Raw genomic sequence first — 22,128 nt, 5'->3', positions numbered from 1 at the left:
AGTACGCTGTGCCCACTTCATCTCTAGTGCTGACAGGGACGTACGAATGACCGATCCACGCTTCAAAATCGTGTTCACCGGCGAACTGATGCCGGCGGCGGCATTGGATGCCGTCAAAGACAACCTGGCCCGCCTGTTCAAGAGCGACCGCGACAAAATTGACGCGCTATTCACCGGCAACCCGGTGGCGCTCAAGCGCGACCTCACCAAAGCCGAAGCGGACAAATACGTCACGGCGCTGCAGAACGTGGGCGCCAAGGTTTACAAAGAGGCTGACCTGGCTTCCAGCCTCAGCCTGGTGGAAACCGACGACCACCGCACCACGCCTGCCGAGCCCACCGAAGAAACCACGCGCATGACCTGCCCCAAGTGTGGCCATGAGCAAGCCAAGGCCATCGAGTGCAGCGCGTGCGGCATCGTCATCGACAAATACGTTGCCCGTCAGACCCAACTGGCCGAAACCGCTCCCGTTGTGCCAGCGCCCAGCGTGGGCGCAGCAGCCGTCGCCACCGCGTCGCCTTACGCCACGCCGCAGGCTCAGGTGGGCGAAACCCTGCCGGAGTATTGCGAGCTGAACCTGTTCGGCATCGAAGGGCGAATCGGCCGCGTGCGCTATCTGGGCTGGAGCATGGGCCTGACCTTGCTGGCTCTGCCGGTGCTCGGCCTCGTCTTCGCCGGCGCCATGATGATCTCGCAAGTGCTCGCCATCGCCCTGATGGTGATCGGCTGGATCGCCTTGATGGTGGTCAGCGTCGGTTTCGGCGCCAAACGTTTGCACGACCTGGGCTGGTCGGCCTGGTTGCTCTTGCTGCTGCTGGTCCCGATTGTCGGCAGCGTTTTCCCATTGCTCATGCTGATTCTGCCCGGCACGCCTGGCGCCAACCGTTACGGCTCCCCGCCCCCGCCAAACAGCAAAGGCGTGGTGCTGATGGCTTGGTCGATGCTGGTGTTGCCAGTAGTAATCGGCATCCTGGCCGCGATCGCCATTCCGCAGTACCAGAACTATATCCAGGGCACTGAGGATTCCAGCTACGCGCAGCCTTACTCCGACGAAGACAGCGAAGAAAGCGCCGAGCCGTCTGCCGATTACGCCGAACCTGCCGAGCCGGTCGAAGTACCGGTCGAGCCAGCCGAAGACGCTGAGTCTGGCGAAGAGTAAGCACGCACCGTTGCACATCCCACTCGCCGCGCGGAGAACGTTATGCCCCGTTATGCATTGGTAACCGGGGCCTCCAGCGGCATCGGTCTGGCCTTGGCGGAAGCCCTGGCCAGACGCGGTCGGAACCTGATTCTGGTGGCCCGCCAGCGCGACGTACTTGAAAGCGTCGCCTGCGAGTTCACCCAGCGCTTTGGCGTCGAGGTGCTATTTCGCACCTGCAACCTGGCCCACCCCACCCAACTCACCGGCCTGATCTTTGAACTGGAACAGGGCGAGCTGCCTATCGACCTCTTGGTCAACAACGCCGGCCTCGGCACATCCAGGCCCATTCCTGGACAGCGACTGGGGCCGCGAGCAGCAGCAATTGGAAGTCAACGTGCTGGCCCTCACCCGCCTCAGTCACGCCCTTGGCAACAGCATGGCCGCGCTAGGCGGTGGGCAAATTCTCAACGTAGCGTCGATCGCCGCATTTCAGCCTGGCCCCTGGATGAGCAGCTACTACGCCAGCAAGGCGTTCGTGCTGCATTTTTCCGAGGGCCTGCGTGAGGAAATGAAAGGACGGGGCATCAAGGTGTCGGTGCTCTGCCCCGGTCCCACGCGCACTGCGTTTTTTCGCGGCGCCGACATGGAGGTGAGCAAGCTGGCCAACAGCAAGCTGATGATGAACCCAGAGGAACTGGCGCTCTACACCGTGCGGGCGCTGGAAAAAAACCGCGCGCTGATCATTCCCGGCTGGCGCAACCGACTGATCGCCAGAAGCTCACGGTTCGCCCCGCGCTGGCTGGTGCGCAAGCTGGCCGGCGTGGTCAACAAGCGCTTCAGTCGCCAGCCTTAACCCGCTGAAACTGTACGCCCCGCCGCCCACGCGCGAAGCGCCGCCAAGTCTTCGGCCATCACCACCGAAAGCGGCGCCGTGCTGCTGATATTGCGCAGCAGCAAACCTTGATCAACCGCCTGCTGTTGCGCCTGACCGGCGTACAGCGCACTGACCACCACTTGCTCGATTTCAGCGCCGGTAAACCCGTCGCTCACGGTCGCCAGTTGCGGCAAGTCGAAGGCGTTAGGGTCCAGCTCCCGACGCAGCAGGTGGATGCGGAAAATGTCGGCACGGGTCTCGGCGTCGGGCAGGTCGACGAAAAACAGCTCATCGAAACGCCCCTTGCGCACCAGCTCCGGCGGCAGACGATCGATGGCATTGGCGGTGGCAACCATAAACACCGGCGCTTTGCGTTCGGCCATCCAGGTCAGCAAGGTGCCGAGCACGCGTTGGCTGACGCCGCCGTCCTGATCACCGCTAGCCAGGCCTTTCTCCACTTCATCCATCCACAGCACGCATGGCGCCATCTGCTCAGCCAGGCGCAGCGCTTCGCGCAGGTTGCGCTCGGTTTCCCCGAAGAATTTGTTGTACAGGCAGGCGAAGTCCAAACGCAGCAACGGCAACCCCCACAGCCCGGCAACCGCTTTGGCCGCCAGGCTTTTACCGCCGCCTTGCACGCCGACCAGGAGCATGCCTTTGGGCAAATCGGCGGCCTTGCCGGCGAGGAAAATGTCTTGCCGCTCAGCCAGCCAACGCTTGAGGTTGAGCAAGCCGCCGACCTCGGCGAAGCGTGCCGTGTCGTGTTCGAAACTGAGTACGCCTTCCAGGTCGAGCAGTTTGAATTTGGTTTTGTTCAGCTCGGGCAGGTCTTCCTGAGTAATCGCGCCGTCGTTGCAAATCACCCCGCGCGCCAGCACTCGCGCCTCGGCGTGACTCATGCCGCGAAGGTTTTTCACCACCTGCTGCAACGTGCGGTTATCGGTGCGCACGCGTGCGCCGCGGTTGCGCTCGCTCCAGCGGCCGGCTTCTTCGCGCACGATGGCCAGCAACTCGTCTTCCGATGGCAACGCCAGACTGAAGCGCGCGGCGTAGCGCTGAACTTCCGGTGGCAACTTCAAGGCGTGAGACACCAACACCACCGTGGGTTTGTGCGCGCCCTCGGCCATGGCAATTTCTTTAAGCAGCCGCACCAGCTTGGGGTTGTCTTCCATAAATGGATGCAGGTCGCACAGCACGTACAGATTCGGCATAGGGTCGTGCTTGATCAGGCGCAGCGCCGCTTCCGGCTCGAAGCTTGGCGCGTCGCCCTGCGGATCACCGCCAAAACCGAGCTTCTGCATGCCCTCGGTGACCGCCCAGGTGAACAAACCCAGCCCGCGTTTCACCGCGAGACTGGTGAGGGTTTCCATCACCCGCTGCTCATCCCACGACTCGATCACCACCAGCTTCACCTTGGAATCGAGCACCAGCCCCAAGTCATGGATATCGTTCTTCACACCTGCTCCCTATCGATGCCCGCCGCACGCGCACTCGCGGTGCCGCACCCGCCTGGTTAAACTCCGGCTTCCTATCGCCAGCTGGAGACCTGTCCGTGGACTGTCTGTTCTGCAAGATCGTCGCCGGGGACATTCCCGCGCGCAAGCTCTATGAAGACGACCATGTTGTCGCGTTTCACGATATCGGCCCACAAGCGCCCGTGCACTTTCTGGTGATTCCGAAAAAACACATCGCCACGCTCAATCACCTCACCGAAGACGACAGCGCCCTGACCGGCCACATGCTGTTCACCGCCCAGCGCCTGGCGAAAGAACAGGGCTGCGAGCAAGGCTTTCGCGTGGTGATGAATTGCAATGAGGATGGCGGGCAAACCGTCTTTCACATCCACATGCATGTGTTGGGTAAACGCCAACTGGCTTGGCCGCCGGGCTGATGCGGGGTTTTCTACTCGGGCTGGCGGCGCTGGTCGCCGGCCATGCTCATGCCGTTGAAGTGTTTCACGACACCCTCGCCAACAACGAACCGGGGCCCGAGCTGGTGGTGGTGCCGGCCGGCGATTTCGTATTTGGCGACAGCAGCGGGCGCGGTAACTACAACGAGCACCCCGCGCAATCGGTCACCATCGCCAAGCCTTTCGCCATCGGCCGCTTCGAGCTGACCTTTGCTGACTGGCAGCGCTACGCCAGCGCGACTGGCAAAGCGCTGCCGGATAACGAGGGCTGGGGCTTGTCTGAGCAGCGGCCGGTGATTCATGTGTCCTGGTTTGATGTGCAGAGTTACCTGCAATGGCTGTCGAAAAGTACCGGCCACCGCTATCGCTTGCCCACCGAAGCCGAATGGGAATACGCGGCCCGGGGCGGCAGCAGCACGTTTTACTGGTGGGGCGAGCAGCTCGACAGCCCGGAAGACCAACCGCGCGCTCATTGCCGCGGCTGCGGTTCGCCGCGTTCTGAGCAATACAAAACCAGCGAGGTCGGCCAGTTCGCGTCCAACGCCTTTGGCCTGTACGACACGGCCGGCAATGTGTGGGAATGGACCGCCTCGCGGTTTGTCACACCCTTTGACGGCAGCGAGCAACAGGCTGCCGGGCCGCTGGACCAAAGCCCTCGCGTGGTCCGTGGCGGCGCGTGGAACAGCGGGCCCACGTATCTGCGCAGTAGCTTCCGTGACCTGAAGCAGCCGGGCACCGACGACTATGCTCTAGGTTTTCGCGTGCTCCGCGAACTGCCCTAAGTAAGACGGCGCGCCTTGCCAGCCGCCCGTCTAGCAGAGGAATTGGAGTAAACTGCCCTCAGACTTTTCCGGAGGTAATCCTATGACTACCGAACGCCACTACTCCCCTGTCGACCGCCTGTTGCTGCAAGCCGACGCTGCCCTGCGCACCTTGCTGCCGTTTAGCGGCCATCCGTATCGCCCCTCGCCAGGCCTGACCCAGCCTGATACCGAACTGAGCCGCGACGACACCCGCCACGTTGCCGGCCTCATGCGCGTCAACCACACCGGCGAGGTATGCGCCCAGGCGCTGTACCAAGGCCAGGCGCTGACCGCCAAGTTGCCCCATGTACGCAAAGCCATGGAACACGCCGCCGAAGAAGAGATCGACCACCTCGCCTGGTGCGAACAACGCATCCGCGAACTGGGCAGCCACACCAGCATTCTCAATCCGGTATTCTACGGTTTGTCGTTTGGTGTTGGCGCGGTGGCCGGCTTGATCAGCGACAAAGTCAGCCTCGGTTTTGTTGCCGCCACCGAAGATCAAGTGTGCAAACACCTGGACGAGCACCTGACGCAGATTCCCGCCGAAGACGAAAAGTCGCGGGCGATTCTGGAGCAGATGCTCACCGACGAAGCCCAACACTCCGCCAGCGCACTCGATGCCGGTGGCTTCCGTTTTCCGACGCCGGTGAAGTTCGGGATGAGCTTGTTGTCGAAGGTGATGACCAAAAGTACGTATCGGATCTAGGTTTTGCCGAGCAATAAAAAGGCGCCTCCAGGGGCGCCTTTTTTATTGCGTTGAAAAGCATCGCGGCTAAAGCCGCTCCCACAGGCTCACAGGTTCTGTGGGAGCGGCTTTAGCCGCGATCGACCTTCAGACCGGAACATTCCTGGCGTAGAAGATCTCCAGCATCTCGTGCTTCACGCGCTTGGTAACCGTCTCGCGCTGTTCGACCGACAAGTTCTGCGTGGCGTCGCCAAACAGGTAGTTATCCAGCTCGAACTCTTTGAGCAGCATCTTGGTGTGGAACAGGTTCTCTTGGTACACGTTCACGTCGGTCATTTGATAGGCCGCTTGCGTGTCGTCCGAGAGGTAGTTCTGGATCGAGTTGATCTCGTGGTCGATGAAGTGCTTTTTGCCCTGCACGTCGCGGGTAAAACCGCGCACGCGGTAGTCGACGGTGACGATGTCGGAGTCGAACTGGTGGATCAGGTAGTTGAGCGCCTTGAGCGGTGAAATTACGCCGCAGGTCGACACGTCAATGTCCACACGGAAAGTCGCGATGCCATCTACCGGATGAATTTCCGGGTAGGTGTGCACGGTGATGTGGCTTTTATCCAAGTGCGCAAGGATGGTATCGGGCAGCGGGCCGGGGATTCTTCGATCTGGCTGTCAGTCGGTGTGACCGGTTGCTCGGAGATCAGAATGGTCACGCTCGCGCCTTGCGGATCGTAATCCTGGCGGGCGATGTTGAGGATATTGGCACCAATAATGTCGACAACATCCGTGAGAATCTGCGTCAGCCGCGCTGCGTCGTACTCGGTATTGATGTACTGAACGTAGGCCTGCTGGTCTTCCGGCGTTTCCGCGTAGCAGATGTCATAAATGTTGAAGCTCAAGGTCTTCGTCAGGTTATTGAACCCGTGGAGCTTGAGTTTGCTTTTCACCGTTAGGAACTCTCTTTTTTAACGATGCGGCGTGGCCGCGTGATCGAGCATGCCCGTCAGTTGTGAACAACACAGCTGCGTAGGACGGTTAACACCTCTTCGCTTTGGCGATTTTGGGTATGGGTGCGCGGCGCCGTGTCCAATAGACGACGCCCCGGAAAAAGGGGCGCCATTATGCAGAGGTCGGTTACCGGCTGCCAGCACCGTGTGACCCGCGCAATGCGGACCAGTGTGCGCTGGTTGTGTGAACGCTCGGTGTCGGCTTTCAGCCCAGTTCGATGATTTCGTAGTCGTGGGTAATTTCCACGCCACCGCGGCTGAGCATGATCGAGGCCGAGCAGTATTTTTCAGCGGAGAGTTCAACCGCGCGCTTGACCTGCGCTTCCTTCAAACCGCGGCCCTTCACCACAAAGTGCACGTGAATCTTGGTGAACACTTTTGGCTCTTCGCTCGCGCGTTCGGCTTCAAGAAACGCCTCGCAGCTTTCAACCGGTTGTCGGGATTTCTTCAGGATGCTGACGACGTCGTAGTTGGTGCAGCCGCCTAAGCCGATGAGCACCATCTCCATGGGACGCACGCCCAGGTTGCGTCCGCCGCTCTCGGGCGGGCCGTCCATGACAACAACATGGCCGCTGCCAGACTCACCGAGGAAAAGAGCTTCGCCAGCCCACTGAATCCGCGCTTTCATTGCCACGCCTCCGCTGTTAAAAGGGACGGGGAGCTTATCACAAGCTCATAGACCAACTAGTTCAAGCCAGAAACGCTGATAGATAGCTGCCACTGTTAGCCACGTCTCAAAACCGATCAACGGCCATGAGTGTCTGTTAAGCTGGCGACAATTTAATGGCACACTTGCTCGAATAACTTATAAAAAAATTGCTGCTAGACAAAGGGTTGCATCTTATTTTTTCTTCGGGGCTAGGGCATGGTGGCTATAACTCTCACACCAAAAATCAAGAACATCGACAAACTGCTCGCGCATTGTCATCGCCGTCGTTACACCGCCAAAAGCACCATCATCTACGCAGGCGATCGCGGCGAGACGTTGTTCTTTATTGTTAAAGGCTCGGTCACCATTCTTATCGAGGATGATGACGGTCGCGAAATGATCATCGCCTATCTCAACTCGGGCGACTTCTTCGGCGAAATGGGTCTGTTCGAAAAAGACGGCATCGAGAAAGAACGCAGCGCCTGGGTGCGGGCGAAAACCGAATGCGAAGTGGCTGAACTGAGCTACGCCAAGTTCCGCGAACTGACCCAGCAAGACCCAGACATCCTCTACGCCCTCGGCAGCCAAATGGCTGAGCGTCTGCGCAACACCACCCGCAAAGTGGGCGACCTGGCGTTTCTTGATGTCACTGGCCGCGTGGCACGCACCTTGTTGGACCTGTGCAAACAGCCCGACGCCATGACGCACCCGGACGGTATGCAAATCAAAATCACCCGTCAGGAAATCGGCCGTATCGTCGGTTGCTCGCGGGAAATGGTCGGACGTGTCCTCAAGGCGCTTGAAGAACAAGGCCTGGTCAACGTCAAAGGTAAAACCATGGTGGTGTTCGGCACCCGCTAAGCCCATAAGGCTCGGATAAAAAACCGGACAATAAAAAGGCCAGCTGCGAGCTGGCCTTTTTATTGTCCGGTTTTATGTCTGTGGGAGCGGCTTTAGCCGCGATGCTTTTTGACTTCAAGAGCATCGCGGCTAAAGCCGTCTCTACAAACGCCACGATCAATCGATGCTGACCGGCCCCTTACGCTCCGGGAAGAACAAGCGCTGCAATTCCTGCCCCGGATTGGCCGCGCGCATAAACGCCTCGCCTACCAGGAAGCCGTACACGTTGCTGATTTCCATCAGCTCCACGTCGGCGCGGTTCAGAATGCCGCTCTCGGTTATCACCATGCGGTCACGGGGAATGCGCGGCAGTAAATCCAGCGTGGTTTCCAGGCTCACTTCAAAGGTGTGCAGGTTGCGGTTGTTCACGCCCACCAGTGGCGTGTCGAGCACCTTCAAGGCGCGGTCGAGTTCTTCGCCGTCGTGCACTTCCACCAGAACGTCGAGGTTGACCGACTTGGCCACCGCCGCCAGCTCGGCCATGCGCACGTCGTCCAGCGCCGAAACGATCAGCAGAATGCAATCCGCCCCCAGCGCGCGCGCTTCGACAATCTGATACGGGTCGATCATGAAATCTTTGCGAATCACCGGCAGGCCACAGGCCGCGCGAGCTTGCTGCAGGTAATGATCAGCGCCCTGAAAGAAGTCGATATCGGTGAGCACCGACAAACAGGCCGCGCCGCCCGCTTCGTAACTCCTGGGCGGTGGCCACGGGGTCGAAGTCTTCGCGCAGCACGCCTTTGCTGGGCGACGCTTTTTTGATTTCGGCAATTACGCCGGGTTCTTTGCGCTTGGCTGCATCCAGCAACGCCGCCGCAAAACCGCGCGGTGCATCGGCCGTACGGGCCTGTTGCTCCAGCTCGGCCAGGCTCACCACTGCACGACGCGCGGCGACTTCTTCGACTTTACGGGCCAGAATTTTTTTCCAGGACGGTAGGCACACTCACGCTTGATTCTCCTGGCGGAACACCGCCGTAAACGAGGCCAACTCTTCCATTTTTTCCCGCGCCAAACCGGTGTGCAGCGCGTCGTGGGCCAACTGCACCCCTTCATGCAGGCTAGTCGCTAAATCGGCGGCATACAGGGCGGCGCCCGCGTTAAGCACGATCAAGTCGCCGGCTTTCCTGCCTGCCTCGGTTTTACGGCGCCCCAGGGCATCGCGAATCAACTCCAGCGACGCCGCCGGGCTGGCGACTTCCAGCCCCATCAGCGTTTGGCTGGTGATACCGAAATCTTCCGGACGCACATCGTATTCGCTGATCTGACCGTCTTTAAGTTCCGCCACATGGGTGGGCGCGGCCAGGCTGAATTCGTCCAGCCCATCACGCGAATGCACCACCAGAATGTGCTCGCTGCCCAGACGCTTGAGCACTTCGGCCAGCGGACGGCACAGTTCCTGACTGAACACGCCGACCACCTGGTGCTTCACACCGGCCGGGTTGGTCAGCGGGCCGAGCATGTTGAACAAGGTGCGCAGGCCCATTTCACGGCGTGGGCCTGCGGCGTATTTCATGGCCTTGTGGTGCACCTGCGCGAACACTAAAACCAACCCCAACGCTGTCGATGCGGCGCGCCACTCTGCACGGGCGTCAGTTCCAGATAAATGCCGGCCGCTTCGAGCAGATCGGCGCTGCCGCTTTTCCCCGATACCGCGCGGTTGCCATGCTTGGCCACCTTGCCGCCGGCCGCCGCAACGACAAAAGCCGCTGCCGTGGAGACGTTGAAAATGTTGGCGCCATCGCCGCCGGTGCCGACTACGTCGACCACATGTTTGAGCGTGGGCAGTTCAACCTGAGCCGCCAGTTCGCGCATCACCGCGACGGCACCGACGATCTCGTCGATGGTTTCGCTCTTCATGCGCATGCCCATCAGAAAGGCACCGATCTGCGCGTCGGTGCACTGTCACGGTCATGATTTCGCGCATGACGTCCTGCATTTCTTCGGTGGTCAGGTCGAGCTGAGCAACCACACGGTTGAGGGCTTCTTTGATGTTCATGCGCGCACGCCCCGCTTTGTTTGAGGAAGTTGGCAAACAGCTCGTGGCCCTGCTCCGACAGAATCGATTCAGGGTGAAACTGCACGCCTTCGATGTTCAGGGTCTTGTGGCGCAAGCCCATAATTTCGTCCACCGAGCCGTCTTCGTGCTGGGTCCAGGCCGTGACTTCCGGGCAGTCGGGCAAGGTGTCCAGCTTGACCACCAACGAGTGGTAGCGGGTGACGGTCAGTGGGTTTTTCAAACCTTCGAACACGCCGGTGTTGTTGTGGTACACCGCGCTGGTCTTTCCGTGCATTACCTGGCGGGCGCGTACCACATCGCCGCCGAAGGCCTGGCCAATGCTTTGATGGCCCAGGCACACGCCCAGAATCGGCAGTTTGCCGCCGAAGTCCTCGATGGCTTCGATGGAAATACCGGCTTCGCTCGGCGTGCACGGGCCGGGCGATACCACGATGCGTTCCGGCTTCAACGCTTCGACGTCAGCCACGCTGAGCTCATCGTTGCGCACCACTTTCACGTCCGCGCCCAACTCGCCCAGGTACTGCACGACGTTGTAGGTAAAGGAGTCGTAGTTGTCGATCATTAACAGCATGGCAAGTGCTCCTTAGGCGTCGGTGGCGGTGGAAGAAGTGGGGACGGTCTGTTCAGCCAGGGCGACCGCGCGGAACATGGCGCGGCGCTTGTTCAGGGTTTCTTCCCACTCCAGCGCCGGCACCGAATCGGCGACGATGCCGCCACCGGCTTGCACATGCAGCTCACCGTTTTTGATCACGGCGGTACGAATGGCAATGGCGGTGTCCATGTTGCCGTTCCAGGCCAGGTAACCCACCGCGCCGCCGTACACGCCGCGCTTGACTGGCTCCAGTTCGTCGATGATTTCCATGGCGCGAATCTTCGGCGCACCAGACAACGTGCCCGCCGGCAAAATCGCCCGCAGCGCGTCCATGGCCGTCAGCCCGTTTTTCAGTTGGCCGGTGACGTTGGAGACGATGTGCATCACGTTGGAATAGCGCTCGATCACCATCTTTTCGGTGAGCTTAACCGTACCGATTTCGGAAACCCGACCGGTATCGTTGCGCCCAAGGTCGATCAGCATCAGGTGCTCGGCAATCTCCTTGGCGTCGGCCAGCAGGTCTTCTTCCAGCGCGCGGTCGGCCTCTTCGGTGGCGCCGCGCGGACGCGTGCCGGCGATGGGGCGCACGGTGATCAGGTTGTCTTCAACGCGCACCAGCACTTCGGGCGAACTGCCGACGACATGGAAATCGCCGAAGTTGAAGAAGTACATGTAGGGCGTCGGGTTAAAGCAGCGTAGCGCCCGGTACAAGTCGATAGGCGCGGCTTTGAAGTCGATGGACATGCGCTGCGACGGCACCACCTGCATGCAGTCGCCAGCCAGGATGTATTCCTTGATGGTGTCGACCGAACGCTCGTAGTCCTCGCGGGTAAAACTGGAGCGGAAATTGGGCTCGATGCCGGACTCTTTGGTGAAGTCCAAACCGCGACGCGGGGTGATCGGCTGGCGCAGCTTTTCCAGCAACTCTTCCAGGCGCGCCAGACCGTTTTCGTAAGCGTCGGCTTGCGCCGGGTCGGCCAGCACAATCGCGTGCATCTTGCCGGCCAGGTTGTCGAACACCACCACGGCGTCGGAGACCATCAGCAGAATGTCCGGCACGCCAATCGGGTCCGGGTTTGGGCAGGCGCCCAGGCGTTTTTCCACATAGCGCACGCAGTCGTAGCCGAAGTAACCGACGAGGCCGCCGTTGAAGCGCGGCAGGCCAGCGATGGTCGGCACGTTGTAGCGGGCTTTAAAGGTTTCGACAAAGGCCAGCGGGTCTTCACTTTCCAGGCTTTCGATTTCGACGCCGTCGTGGGTCACGCTAATGTGATGGCCATGCACTCGCAACACGGTACGGCACGGCAGGCCGATGATCGAGTAACGCCCCCACTTCTCGCCGCCCTGTACGGACTCGAGCAAATAGGAGTTGGGCTGGTCGGCCAGCTTGAGGTAGATCGACAGCGGTGTGTCGAAGTCGGCCAGGGTTTCACAGGCAAGGGGAATGCGGTTGTAGCCGTCAGCGGCCAGGCGCAGGAATTCTTCGCGGATCATGTAAACAGCCTCATGGCTTGAGGGGTAAAAACCTGGCCGGGATCGCGAGCCGCTCGGGCTATTGGCAGTTACTCACTGCGCGCCCTGTAGGGGGGTACTCGCGTCCGTCTTGCTCAGGTTTAGGGTCGTAATGGCAAACACGCAGGCCTTGCGGCCAGGCTCGGATCAGGCGCGCCAACGCCAGCGGGCCAGGGCCTTGAGGATTTTCATCCCGGATTTGACGAACCAGTGTTTGCGGGTGACCACCACGATGGCATCTCTTTGGCGGGGGGATTTGACGGCGTCGGGCAACATTATCTCAGCGGCCGATTCGGCGCAATCGGGCAGCAGTTCGCGCAGATCGTCGATCACCAGTGCCGGTTCTTCCTCGGCAATCGGCCGACCATGGTTGTAGCCATAACTCAGCGCCACACACAGCACACCGGCGGCTTTGGCGGCTTGCACATCGGTGCGCGAGTCGCCAACAAACACCGCTTCGCCCGGCGACACTTCGGCCATTTGCATGACCACATTCAGCGCAGCCGGATCGGGCTTTTGCTGAGGCAGCGTGTCGCCGCCAATGATCCAGCGGAAGTAACGGCCAATGCGCATTTCATCCAACAGCGGACCGACAAAGCGCTCCGGTTTGTTGGTGATCAGCGCCATCTCGATGCCTTGGCTTTTCAGCCATTTCAGCGTTTCGCGCACGCCTGGGTAAAGCTTGGACAGCGAGTGGTTGTCGGCGTACAGCTCCATGAAAATCGCCAGCGCCTGCTCGGTGTCTTCATCGCTCACCGCTGCGTGGTCGATGCTGCCAGCCAGGGCGCGACGCACCAGCACCCGCACGCCGTTGCCGACCCAGGTACGAACCTGCTCGGCGCCCGCTGTCGGGCGGTTGAGCTGAATAAGCATGTGGTCAACGGCGGCGGCAAGGTCGGGCACCGAGTCGATCAGGGTGCCGTCCAGGTCGAACATCACCAGGCGCGGTAAGCGCCCGCCGAGCACCTGCGCAAAGCCACTCATGGGCGCGCGAGCGCCAGTTCGGCGCGCATCTGGGCGATGACGGCCGCGCTAATCCGGTGTGTTGAAAATGGCCGAACCGGCTACAAAGGTGTCGGCACCTGCCGCTGCGATTTCGCGAATGTTCTGAACGTTCACGACCGTCGATTTCCAGGCGAATGTCGCGGCCAGAGGCTTCGATCAGGGCGCGGGCTTCGCGCAGTTTATCCAGCGTGCCGGGGATGAACTTCTGCCCACCAAAGCCTGGGTTCACGCTCATGAGCAGGATCATGTCGACCTTGTCCATCACGTACTTGAGGCTGTCCAGCGAGGTGGCGGGGTTGAACACCAGGCCCGCCTTGCAGCCGCCCGCCTTGATCAACTGCAACGAGCGGTCGATGTGCTGACTGGCTTCAGGGTGAAAGGTGATGTACGTGGCGCCGGCTTCGATAAAGTCGCCAATGATGCGATCAACCGGCGAGACCATCAGGTGCACATCGATAGGAGCTGTAACGCCGTACTTGCGCAGCGCCGAGCAGACCATCGGGCCGATGGTGAGGTTGGGCACGTAGTGGTTGTCCATGACATCGAAGTGCACGATGTCGGCGCCAGCGGCCAGAACGTTGTCCACCTCCTCGCCCAGGCGGGCGAAGTCGGCGGAGAGAATGGATGGGGCAATAGCGAAGGTTGCATGGCGCACCTCGGACAAAATCAAGGCGCGCATTGTACCCGAGGTTTTACCAACCGACCTCCTGGGCGTCGGCCATGCAGGCTTAACAGGCAACCTCAACAGCATCGCGGCTGAAGCCGCTCCTGCAGCTTTCAGTTTTCAGTTTTCAGTTTCCCCACGGCGAACGACCGCCCCCTGTGGGAGAGGCTTTAGCCTCGATTTCCTGGAACAGGCAAACCCAACCTTCCTACTCACTAGCCGAAGTCCGCAACTTCTCACTCCGCCCCCGCAACCACTCCAACGTCAGCAACAACACAATCGAAAACCCAATCAGCAACGTCGCCGCCGCCGCAATGGTGGGGCTGAGGTTTTCGCGGATGCCGCTGAACATCTGCCGAGGCAAGGTCGCCTGGCCAGGCCCGGCGAGGAACAGCGTCACCACCACTTCGTCAAACGAGGTGGCAAAGGCGAACAAGGCGCCGGAGATCACGCCCGGTGCAATCAGCGGCAAGGTCACTCGGCGAAAGGCGGTGAGCGGCGACGCCCCGAGGCTGGCCGCTGCGCGCACCAGGTTGTAGTTGAAGCCTTGCAAGGTCGCCGACACGGTGATGATCACGAACGGCACGCCCAACACCGCATGCACCACGATCAGCGACAGGTAGCTGTTGCCCAAGCCCAGCGGCGCGAAGAACAGATAACTGGCGACGCCGACAATCACCACCGGCACCACCATCGGTGAAATCACCAGGCTCATCACCAGCGCCTTGCCGCGAAATTCGCCACGGGTTAGCCCAATGGCAGCGAGGGTGCCGAACACCATGGCCAGCACGGTGGCGGCCGGTGCCACGATCAGGCTGTTTTTCAGCGAACGCATCCAGTCGGCCGAGGCGAAGAAGTCTTGGTACCAATGCAGCGAGAACCCTTGCAGCGGGTACACCAGAAAACTGCCGGAGTTAAACGACAGCGGCACGATCACCAGCACCGGCAGAATCAGAAACAGCAGCACCAGCGCGCACAGGCCACGAAGGGCGTAGTACCAAACGCGCTCGATCGGAGACATATAAGGGCTTTGCATCAGAGTTCTCCTAATCAGCTCAGGCGCAGGCGGCTTGCGCCCACCAGCCAGCTATACACCACGTAAAGGGCCAGGGTCGCGAACAGCAGCAAGCCGCCGAGCGCCGTGGCCATGCCCCAGTTGATGCTGGTGTTGGTGTAGAAGGCCACGAAATAGCTGACCATCTGATCGCTCGGGCTGCCCAGCAGCGCCGGGGTGATGTAGTAGCCAATGGCGAGAATGAACACCAGCAGGCAACCGGCGCCGACACCGGCCAGGGTTTGCGGGAAGTACACGCGCCAGAAGCTGGCAAACGGGTGGCAGCCGAGGAAATTGCCGCACGCATGTAGGTGGGCGAGATGCCCTTCATCACGCTGTAGATCGGCAAAATCATAAACGGCAGCATGATATGCACCATGGCGATGTACACACCGGAACGGTTGAACACCAACTCCAACGGCTTATCGATAATGCCGACCGCCATCAGCGCGCTGTTGATCAGGCCGCCCGATTGCAGCAGCACAATCCACGCAGCCACGCGCACCAGAATCGACGTCCAGAACGGCAGCAGCACCAGAATCATCAACAGGTTGCTCTGGCGCGACGGCAGGTTGGCCAACAGATACGCCAGCGGATAGGCCAGCACCAGGCAGATGGCGGTGATCACCAGGCCCATCCAGAAGGTGCGGGCAAAAATATCGAGGTAAACTAACTCGGTCCGGCGTGGCGGGAGCCACTTCGCCGACGTCGTCGATGCGGTGATCCACGGCCGCCAGCAAGTAGTACGGCGTGACGCTTGAGGTGTTGCGGCGAATCACCTGCCAGTAGGCCGGATCGCCCCAGCGCTCATCCAATCCTTCCAGCGCTTCTTTGTAAGAAGCCGGCGCTTCGGCGAACGGCAGCGCTCGGGCAGTTTTCATCAGCAGGCTGCGGTAGCCGGCCGATTCCATATTCAGACGCTTGGACAAATCGCCCAAGACTTGGTTTTTCCGGGCTTCGCCCAGGTCTTCACTGATGGCTTTGTACACCGGCTCAGCCGGCAAGCCTTTGCCATCCCACTCTGCCACCGCCACCACGGTGCGCGGCAAGCCGTTGACCACTTCGGGGTTGGCGACGCTTTTGTAGAGCAGCGCAACAATCGGCACCAGAAACACCAGGAGCAGAAACAGCACCAGCGGCGCGATCAGCGCTTGCGCCTTGAGGCGATTGACCCGCTCGGCACGCGCGAGGCGTTGCTTTAAGGTGGTTTCAGGAATGGCGACGGCCATATGGGCTACTCCAGAGAAATGAAACTACTGCGCTCGGCTATGCGGCGTTAAAAACAGACTCGCAATGCTCATTGGCTACAGCCAACTCCGCTTACTCGCCTGTTTTTGCCTTGCCTATCCTTCGCTCGCTACGTTTCGCGAGCATCGCTTAAGCGCCACCTGCATAAATGCAGGCGGCGTGCTTGCTCATACCCAGCAGATTACTTGGCAGCCCACGAGTTGAAGCGCTGCTCCAACTGCTCGCCGTTGTCGGCCCAGAAGGTCACGTCGATCTGCACTTGATCGGCGATGTTTTCCGGTGTGGTCGGCATGTCTTTCAGGATGCCTTTGTCCAGCAGGGCAACGGCTTTGGAGTTGGCCGGGCCGTAGGCGATATTTTCCGAGTAGATTTTTTGCTGCTCAGGCTGCACGGAGTAGGCGATAAATTTCTTCGCTTCTTCGACGTTCTTCGAACCCTTCGGAATGGCCCAGGCATCGAAGTCGTAGATGCCACCGGTCCAGACCACTTTCAGGTTGCTTTCTTTCTGCACGGCGGCGATGCGACCGTTGTAGGCCGAGCTCATTACCACGTCGCCGGAGGCCAGGTATTGCGGCGGCTGAGCGCCGGCTTCCCACCACTGAATGCTCGGTTTCAGCTCGTCGAGTTTTTTGAAGGCGCGGTTCTGGCCGTCTTTGCTGGCCAGTACTTTGTAGACGTCTTTCGGCGCAACGCCGTCGGCCATCAGGGCGAATTCCAGGGTGTACTTCGCGCCTTTACGCAGGCCACGTTTGCCGGGGAATTTTGTCGTGTCCCAGAAATCGGCCCAGCTGGTGGGCGCGGTTTTCAGTTTGTCGGCGTTGTAGGCCAGCACGGTGGACCATACGAAGAAGCCCACGCCGCAGCTTTGAATGGCGCCCGGCACGTAGTCGGCCTTGTTGCCGAACAGCGCAGGGTCGAGGGTTTCGAACATGTCTTCATCGCAGCCGCGCGACAGTTCCGGCGACTCCACTTCTACCAAGTCCCAGGACACGCTGTTGGTGTCGACCATGGCTTTGACCTTGGCCATTTCGCCGTTGTACTCACCGGCCACGATCTTGCCTTTGCCAGCCGCTTCCCATGGCTCATAGAACGCTTTGACTTGCGCGGCCTTGTTCGCTCCCCCGAACGAGATCACGGTCAGATCGGCCGCTATGGCCTGGCTGGCAACGGCCAACCCGAGTGCCACGCTGACGAGTTTCAGTGCTTGTTTCATTGTTGTTTTCTCCACAGTGCTGGGTTGAATGACGCGTTATCAAACTGCGAACTTCAAAGCGGTCAGGCTGTTTCCAATAGCGGATCCAACGCCCTGACGTGCTCCACCTGCCAACCGAGCGGAACCACGTCGCCCACCGCCAGCGCCGGATCGAGATCGGCGATGGGTTGCTTGACGTAGAAGTCGGCCTTGCCACACACCTCCAGGCGCACACGCACGTGGTCGCCTAGGTAGATAAATTCGGCCACGCGGCCGGAGAAACGGTTGCTGCACACGTCGCTGGCGCTGTTGATCAGCACGCGCTCGGGGCGCACCGACAAGGTCACCGGCTCGCCCGGCTGACCGACGTTGACCGCCAGCGCATTGACCTTCTCGCCACGTGCCAGCTCGACCACGCACCGGTCACCGTCGCTGCTGACCAGGCGGCCATTGAGGCGGTTGTTCTCGCCGATGAAGTTGGCGACAAAGGTGTTCTTCGGCTCTTCGTAGAGTTCGCGCGGCGGCGCGATCTGCTGGATCTCGCCCTGGTGGAATACCGCCACGCGGTCGGACATGGTCAGCGCTTCGCCCTGGTCGTGTGTCACGTACACCACAGTGACGCCCAGGCGCTGGTGCAGGTGTTTGATCTCCATCTGCATGTGCTCGCGCAGCTGTTTATCCAACGCGCCCAGCGGTTCATCCATCAGCACCAACTGCGGCTCGAACACCAGCGCGCGGGCCAGTGCCACGCGTTGCTGCTGGCCGCCGGACAACTGGCCGGGGTAGCGATTGCGGAAGGTGTCGAGCTGCACCATCGACAACGCACGCTTCACGCGCTCGCTGACGTCGGTCTTGTTCATGCCACGCACGGTCAGAGGAAACGCCAGGTTTTCCGCCACGGTCATGTGCGGGAACAAGGCGTAGTTCTGGAACACCATGCCGATGTCGCGCTTGTGCGGCGGCACGTTATTGATGGCGCGGCCGGCCAGAAGAATTTCGCCACTGGTGGGCGTTTCAAAGCCGGCAAGCATCATCAGGCTGGTGGTTTTGCCCGAGCCGGACGGCCCCAGCAGGGTGAGAAATTCGCCTTTGCGAATGTCCAGGTTGAGGTCTTTGACGATGAGGTTTTCGCCGTCGTAGCTTTTCTGAACGCCACGAAAGCTGACCAGCACATCGTTCACTTGCGACTCGCCCATGACCCCACCTTTTTTGATTTTGTACGTCGTGCCTTAAGGCTAGAGAAGCCTGGCGCGCGCGCAAATCGGCGGCTATGAGAGATTGCTATAAGCGCAGCGGAAGTCTGAGGGTAAGGATTGCCCTACCCCCGTGGCGCGTTTGAGTATTGCCAAACGCACGCGCCAGGCGCCAGAGCGGCGGCGCGGTTTGCTGAGGTCGCAAACAGGTAAACCGTGCGAAAGCGCGCCCTACCCCACCCGTTCCAATTCGGCGCGCAGCACGCGCAGGTGGTCGTCCAGCACATCGCGCAGCACCTCGAGCGCAATGTCGCCGCGCTGCGCCGCCAGGCTCTGACGCGCCAAACCGTGCAAGCCGAAGTTAGCCGCGCTGCCCTGCAAACGGTGCAGCAGTGCACTGCGCCGTGCCTGCACCGCCTCACTGCTCGGCGCGGTTAATAACTCCTGCACGCCTTCACGCACTTCCTCCAGCGATGCCAGAAACGAGGGCAACAAGCGGTCGAACAAATTGGCGCCCAGCCACTGGCGCAACTGCTCGAAGCGCGGCGCGGCCAGGGCGCGTTCGTCGCCACTGGCAAGGTCCGCGGCAGAGGGCGCGAACATGTCTTCACCGCTCAGCAGTGCCTGTAGGTGACGACGTTGCAGCGGCTTGGCCAGCACGCCATCAAGCCCGGCTTGCAGGCAGGCCTGGCGGTCCAGATCGGTGGCGTTGGCGGTGAGCGCCACCATCAGCGGGCCGACATCGCCTTGTTGCTGACGAATGATGCGGCTGGCTTCCAGGCCGTCCATGTCGGGCAGGCGCATGTCCATCAGCACCAGGTCGTAGTCGTGCTCTTGGCAACTGGCGATGGCGCCTTCGCCGTCGACGGCGGTGTCCACCAGGCAGCCCCAGCTCAGCAGCAGCTCGCGGGTTACTTCGCGGCTGACCGGCACGTCTTCCACCAGCAACACGTACAGGCCGTCCAGCGGCACGTCCAGATTCAGCTCCGGCTGGTGGCGCAGCAACGGCGGCCACGGCAACGCCAGGCGGAAACACGAGCCGACGCCGACGCTGCTTTGCAGGCTGATTTCGCCACCGAGCAGCTGCACCAGCCGCCGCACGATGTACAAACCGAGGCCCACGCCCGGCTGGTGGCTGTGCTGGTCGAGCCGGGTGAAGGCGGCGAACACCTGCGACTGCAAGTCATCGGGAATGCCCATGCCGGTGTCGGTGACCACCAGAATAAAACCTTCGCCTTGGGCGTCGGCCTGCACCCGCACATTGATGCCGCCCTGCTGGGTGAACTTGATGGCGTTGCCCAGCAGGTTGTAGAGCACCTGCCGCACGCCCACCGGGCTGCCTTCCACCCAGCAGCGCTCGCCCAAATCCATGTGCAAACTGAGCGCCAGCTGTTTGGCCCCGGCTTGCAGGCGCATCACCTCGACGCACTCGCGCACCAGCGCGGCCAGGTCGAACGGCACGCGCAGCGGCAACTTGGCGGTTTCGCTGCGGGCCAGCGCCAGTAAGCCGTCTAGCACATCGGTGAGGTTACGCGAGGCGTTCTGCACGGTGTCGAGCCGTCGGCGCATCGCCACTTGCAGTTCATGCTGATCAAGCAGCAGGGAAATGTGCCCTTGAATCGCCACCAGCGGCGTGCGCAATTCGTGGCTGAGGGTGGCGAGCAGTTCTTCGTTCTGCCGCGCCTCACGCACCGCTTGGTCGCGTGCCTGCTCCAGCGCGAGTTGCGCGCACACCTCGCGGTCGATGTCTTCGATCACGCCAATCCAATACCGCGGCCGCTGCGCACGGTCGAGAATGCAGCGCCCGCGCAGCGACACCCACAGCCAGTCGCCATTGCTGTGGGCCAGGCGCAAGGTGCATTGCAGCTCGCCTTTGCCGCGCCGTGCACGCAGCACTTCCGCTCAGTAACCGGCTGCGATCTTGCGGGTGGCTGAGGCTGAGCAAGTTGGGCGTGCCGATGGCTTCGCTGTGATACCCCAACATGCTCCAGCAGCGCTCCGTGCCTTCCAGCTGACGCTTGTGCACATCAAATTTCCAATGGCCAATGTCGCCGCCCTGCACGCCGAGTTCGGCCAGGCGCTGGCTGGTGACATCTTCAAAGGTCGATACCCAGCCGCCATCCGCCAGCGAGCGTCGGCGCACATCGATAATCAGCCGGTTGGCCAGCGGCAGGTCTTCACGGGCGCGCAACTCCTGACCAATCGCCGGCAACAGCAACGCGCACTCGCACGGGTCCAGCGCCAGCTCGGCTTGCTGCAAGCGCTCCAGCAACTGCTCGCGCGTGGTGACCTCGGCCGACATACCGAACAGCCGCCGAAAGCGCTGATTGATCGCCAGAATGGTGCCCTGGCCGTCCACCGACAGCAGCGCGGCGTCCATGTGTTCGAGGGTGCGGTCGAGCAAGTCGCGGTTCTGTCGCAGCACGGCGGTGCGCTGTTCTACACGCTGCTCCAGCGACGTGTTCAGGCGCTGAAGGTGGTCCGACAGCTCCACGTTGTGCCGCAGCGCCGCCAGCATCCGCTGCCCCAGCACCACGCCGTGGGACAACAGCAAACCGAGCACGCCCAGGGGAAATACGCTAACCGTCACCAGGCCTTCGGTGTACAGCAGCACGTCGTTGCACACCGCTGCGGTGACCACCAACATGCCCAGCAAAATGCTCTGCGCACCGTCGCGATGGCGCAGCACGGCGTGAATGATGTTGCTGAGAAAGTAGATACACGAGCCCACCACCAACACCGCCGCCAACTCGCGCGTGCCGGTGAACAGCGCGGGCGGGGTGAGCAGAATCAGCAGCGTGATCACCACCGCAATCGCCAACAGCGCGCGCGCCACAATCAGGCTCGACTCTTCCGGAAACAGCCGGCGCAGCAGCAGCGCATATATCGCCGGGTAGAGAATCTGGCAGATGTATTTGATGTGATAGATCAGGCTGGTGGGCAGGTCGAGGCTGTCCATCAAGCTGCTGTTGGCCGCCGCGCTCATCGCCGCCAAACCGAGCATCAAACTGAACGGGCCGCTGAGCATTTGCTGACTGTTCCAACTGCCCAGCAGCAACAGATAGAACGCCATCAGAATGCAGCCACCCAGCGTGAACAACTGCACGCCCTGGCCAATAGCGGCGCGGTGTTCGAGGTAATTGCGAGCGCCCACCAGAATCGGCATGTCGATGCCGCCTTCGCGGTGGAAGTGGTTCGACACCTCGATGCGCACCAACACGCTGTCGGCACCGATGGGCAGAGGAATCAACAGCGGGCGGATACGCGCCTGCTCGACATCGGCCTCACCGACACGGCCGGCCGTGGCCACCAATTGCCCATCGACCCACACGCGCCCGGCGGATTTCAGCGCATCGATATACAACGCCAGCGGTTCGTTGGAGACCGGCAGCAACAGCTGCGTGCTGAACTCCACCCGGCCGAACCCAACCTCGCCCCACCAGGTCGGCGTGCCGTTGTGCCAGGTAAACGGCAACGTCACCCGCTGCGGCGCATGGGCACCGTCGCGCCAGGTCAGCAGCCATTGGCCATTCATGATGCGCATCGGCTCGGCGTCTGGCGACCAGGCACGCAAATCCACCGACCCCGGATACCCCGCCCACGCAGAGGCAGAACACGCCAGCAACAGCGACAACAGCAGCAGACGAAGAGCAGCCACGGAGGCCTCGCAGCGTGGGGGATGTAGA

Annotated in this window: 14 protein-coding genes and 7 pseudogenes; 6 read left to right on the top strand and 15 right to left on the bottom strand. The window is 61.2% G+C overall.

Annotated features, from left to right (window positions below; all coding sequences use genetic code 11):
- Positions 1-46 precede the first annotated feature (46 nt).
- Positions 47-1,159 (top strand): DUF805 domain-containing protein, encoded by a 1,113-nt coding sequence (locus ACZZZP_RS01000; protein ID WP_463536198.1) that lies wholly within the window; start codon positions 47-49, stop codon positions 1,157-1,159.
- A gap of 42 nt (positions 1,160-1,201) precedes the next feature.
- Positions 1,202-1,994, top strand: a pseudogene (locus ACZZZP_RS00995) (SDR family NAD(P)-dependent oxidoreductase).
- On the opposite strand, the gene ACZZZP_RS00990 reads toward ACZZZP_RS00995, so the two are convergent.
- Positions 1,991-3,472 (bottom strand): AAA family ATPase, encoded by a 1,482-nt coding sequence (locus ACZZZP_RS00990; protein WP_463384569.1) that lies wholly within the window; start codon positions 3,470-3,472, stop codon positions 1,991-1,993. The pseudogene ACZZZP_RS00995 and the gene ACZZZP_RS00990 overlap by 4 nt on opposite strands.
- Positions 3,473-3,567: 95 nt before the next feature.
- Between ACZZZP_RS00990 and ACZZZP_RS00985 the strand changes: the two genes are divergently transcribed.
- The 3 genes from ACZZZP_RS00985 to coq7 all read left to right on the top strand — a co-directional run bounded on the left by ACZZZP_RS00985 (position 3,568) and on the right by coq7 (position 5,436).
- On the top strand, positions 3,568-3,906 hold the full coding sequence (locus ACZZZP_RS00985; RefSeq protein WP_122497348.1) for a histidine triad nucleotide-binding protein: 339 nt from the start codon (positions 3,568-3,570) through the stop codon (positions 3,904-3,906).
- Complete coding sequence (locus ACZZZP_RS00980) at positions 3,906-4,706, top strand: formylglycine-generating enzyme family protein (protein WP_463384568.1); 801 nt, start codon at positions 3,906-3,908, stop codon at positions 4,704-4,706. The genes ACZZZP_RS00985 and ACZZZP_RS00980 overlap by 1 nt, the downstream gene beginning before the upstream one ends.
- Before the next feature lie 82 nt (positions 4,707-4,788).
- On the top strand, positions 4,789-5,436 hold the full coding sequence (coq7, locus tag ACZZZP_RS00975; RefSeq protein ID WP_463384567.1) for a 2-polyprenyl-3-methyl-6-methoxy-1,4-benzoquinone monooxygenase: 648 nt from the start codon (positions 4,789-4,791) through the stop codon (positions 5,434-5,436).
- A gap of 126 nt (positions 5,437-5,562) precedes the next feature.
- On the opposite strand, the pseudogene speD reads toward coq7, so the two are convergent.
- Positions 5,563-6,356: pseudogene (speD, locus tag ACZZZP_RS00970) on the bottom strand (adenosylmethionine decarboxylase).
- A gap of 265 nt (positions 6,357-6,621) precedes the next feature.
- Positions 6,622-7,044, bottom strand: a complete 423-nt coding sequence (locus ACZZZP_RS00965; RefSeq protein ID WP_108099318.1) for an OsmC family protein — start codon at positions 7,042-7,044, stop codon at positions 6,622-6,624.
- Positions 7,045-7,281: 237 nt separating this feature from the next.
- Between ACZZZP_RS00965 and crp the strand changes: the two genes are divergently transcribed.
- Positions 7,282-7,926 carry a cAMP-activated global transcriptional regulator CRP gene (crp, locus tag ACZZZP_RS00960; protein WP_108099316.1) on the top strand — a complete coding sequence of 215 codons (645 nt, stop codon included), beginning with the start codon at positions 7,282-7,284 and terminating at the stop codon, positions 7,924-7,926.
- A gap of 156 nt (positions 7,927-8,082) precedes the next feature.
- Here the strand turns inward: crp and trpC are convergent.
- The 12 genes and pseudogenes from trpC to ACZZZP_RS00900 all read right to left on the bottom strand — a co-directional run bounded on the left by trpC (position 8,083) and on the right by ACZZZP_RS00900 (position 22,100).
- A pseudogene (gene trpC, locus ACZZZP_RS00955) lies at positions 8,083-8,912 on the bottom strand (indole-3-glycerol phosphate synthase TrpC).
- A pseudogene (gene trpD, locus ACZZZP_RS00950) lies at positions 8,909-9,961 on the bottom strand (anthranilate phosphoribosyltransferase). The pseudogenes trpC and trpD overlap by 4 nt, the downstream one beginning before the upstream one ends.
- A pseudogene (locus ACZZZP_RS00945) lies at positions 9,957-10,553 on the bottom strand (aminodeoxychorismate/anthranilate synthase component II); the annotation flags it as partial. The pseudogenes trpD and ACZZZP_RS00945, both read right to left, overlap by 5 nt.
- Positions 10,554-10,565: 12 nt before the next feature.
- Positions 10,566-12,068 carry an anthranilate synthase component I gene (gene trpE / locus ACZZZP_RS00940; RefSeq protein WP_463384563.1) on the bottom strand — a complete coding sequence of 501 codons (1,503 nt, stop codon included), beginning with the start codon at positions 12,066-12,068 and terminating at the stop codon, positions 10,566-10,568.
- A 165-nt stretch (positions 12,069-12,233) separates the two neighbouring features.
- The gene (locus ACZZZP_RS00935) at positions 12,234-13,070 is read right to left on the bottom strand and encodes a phosphoglycolate phosphatase (protein ID WP_122497364.1); all 837 of its coding nucleotides are present in this window, start codon (positions 13,068-13,070) and stop codon (positions 12,234-12,236) included.
- Positions 13,067-13,770 (bottom strand): annotated as a pseudogene (gene rpe, locus ACZZZP_RS00930) (ribulose-phosphate 3-epimerase). Before rpe ends, ACZZZP_RS00935 begins: the two are co-directional and overlap by 4 nt.
- 193 nt (positions 13,771-13,963) lie before the next feature.
- Entirely contained in the window at positions 13,964-14,791 is an 828-nt protein-coding gene (locus tag ACZZZP_RS00925; RefSeq protein ID WP_122497368.1) for an ABC transporter permease, read from the bottom strand.
- A gap of 14 nt (positions 14,792-14,805) precedes the next feature.
- Positions 14,806-16,038, bottom strand: a pseudogene (locus ACZZZP_RS00920) (ABC transporter permease).
- Between the two features lie 200 nt (positions 16,039-16,238).
- Positions 16,239-17,270: an ABC transporter substrate-binding protein gene (locus ACZZZP_RS00915; RefSeq protein ID WP_463384561.1), complete on the bottom strand. Its 1,032-nt coding sequence runs from the start codon at positions 17,268-17,270 to the stop codon at positions 16,239-16,241.
- 62 nt (positions 17,271-17,332) lie between these two features.
- Positions 17,333-18,445 (bottom strand): ABC transporter ATP-binding protein, encoded by a 1,113-nt coding sequence (locus ACZZZP_RS00910; protein ID WP_463384560.1) that lies wholly within the window; start codon positions 18,443-18,445, stop codon positions 17,333-17,335.
- Positions 18,446-18,673: 228 nt separating this feature from the next.
- Positions 18,674-20,134 carry an ATP-binding protein gene (locus tag ACZZZP_RS00905; protein ID WP_463536923.1) on the bottom strand — a complete coding sequence of 487 codons (1,461 nt, stop codon included), beginning with the start codon at positions 20,132-20,134 and terminating at the stop codon, positions 18,674-18,676.
- Positions 20,127-22,100 carry a PAS-domain containing protein gene (locus ACZZZP_RS00900; RefSeq protein ID WP_463536197.1) on the bottom strand — a complete coding sequence of 658 codons (1,974 nt, stop codon included), beginning with the start codon at positions 22,098-22,100 and terminating at the stop codon, positions 20,127-20,129. Before ACZZZP_RS00900 ends, ACZZZP_RS00905 begins: the two co-directional genes overlap by 8 nt.
- Positions 22,101-22,128 lie beyond the last annotated feature (28 nt).

The organism is Pseudomonas sp. AC211, from assembly GCF_979258055.1.
Note: the sequence above shows the minus strand (reverse complement) of the source record. Positions and strands in the feature narration are given on the sequence as shown.

Excerpts from the sequence above, each read along its gene's own strand:
- ACZZZP_RS01000 (WP_463536198.1), top strand. The coding sequence starts at position 47 with ATGACCGATCCACGCTTCAAAATCGTGTTCACCGGCGAACTGATGCCG.
- ACZZZP_RS00980 (WP_463384568.1), top strand. The coding sequence starts at position 3,906 with ATGCGGGGTTTTCTACTCGGGCTGGCGGCGCTGGTCGCCGGCCATGCT.
- coq7 (WP_463384567.1), top strand. The coding sequence starts at position 4,789 with ATGACTACCGAACGCCACTACTCCCCTGTCGACCGCCTGTTGCTGCAA.
- ACZZZP_RS00965 (WP_108099318.1), bottom strand. The coding sequence starts at position 7,044 with ATGAAAGCGCGGATTCAGTGGGCTGGCGAAGCTCTTTTCCTCGGTGAG.
- crp (WP_108099316.1), top strand. The coding sequence starts at position 7,282 with ATGGTGGCTATAACTCTCACACCAAAAATCAAGAACATCGACAAACTG.
- trpE (WP_463384563.1), bottom strand. The coding sequence starts at position 12,068 with ATGATCCGCGAAGAATTCCTGCGCCTGGCCGCTGACGGCTACAACCGC.
- ACZZZP_RS00935 (WP_122497364.1), bottom strand. The coding sequence starts at position 13,070 with ATGAGTGGCTTTGCGCAGGTGCTCGGCGGGCGCTTACCGCGCCTGGTG.
- ACZZZP_RS00925 (WP_122497368.1), bottom strand. The coding sequence starts at position 14,791 with ATGCAAAGCCCTTATATGTCTCCGATCGAGCGCGTTTGGTACTACGCC.
- ACZZZP_RS00915 (WP_463384561.1), bottom strand. The coding sequence starts at position 17,270 with ATGAAACAAGCACTGAAACTCGTCAGCGTGGCACTCGGGTTGGCCGTT.
- ACZZZP_RS00910 (WP_463384560.1), bottom strand. The coding sequence starts at position 18,445 with ATGGGCGAGTCGCAAGTGAACGATGTGCTGGTCAGCTTTCGTGGCGTT.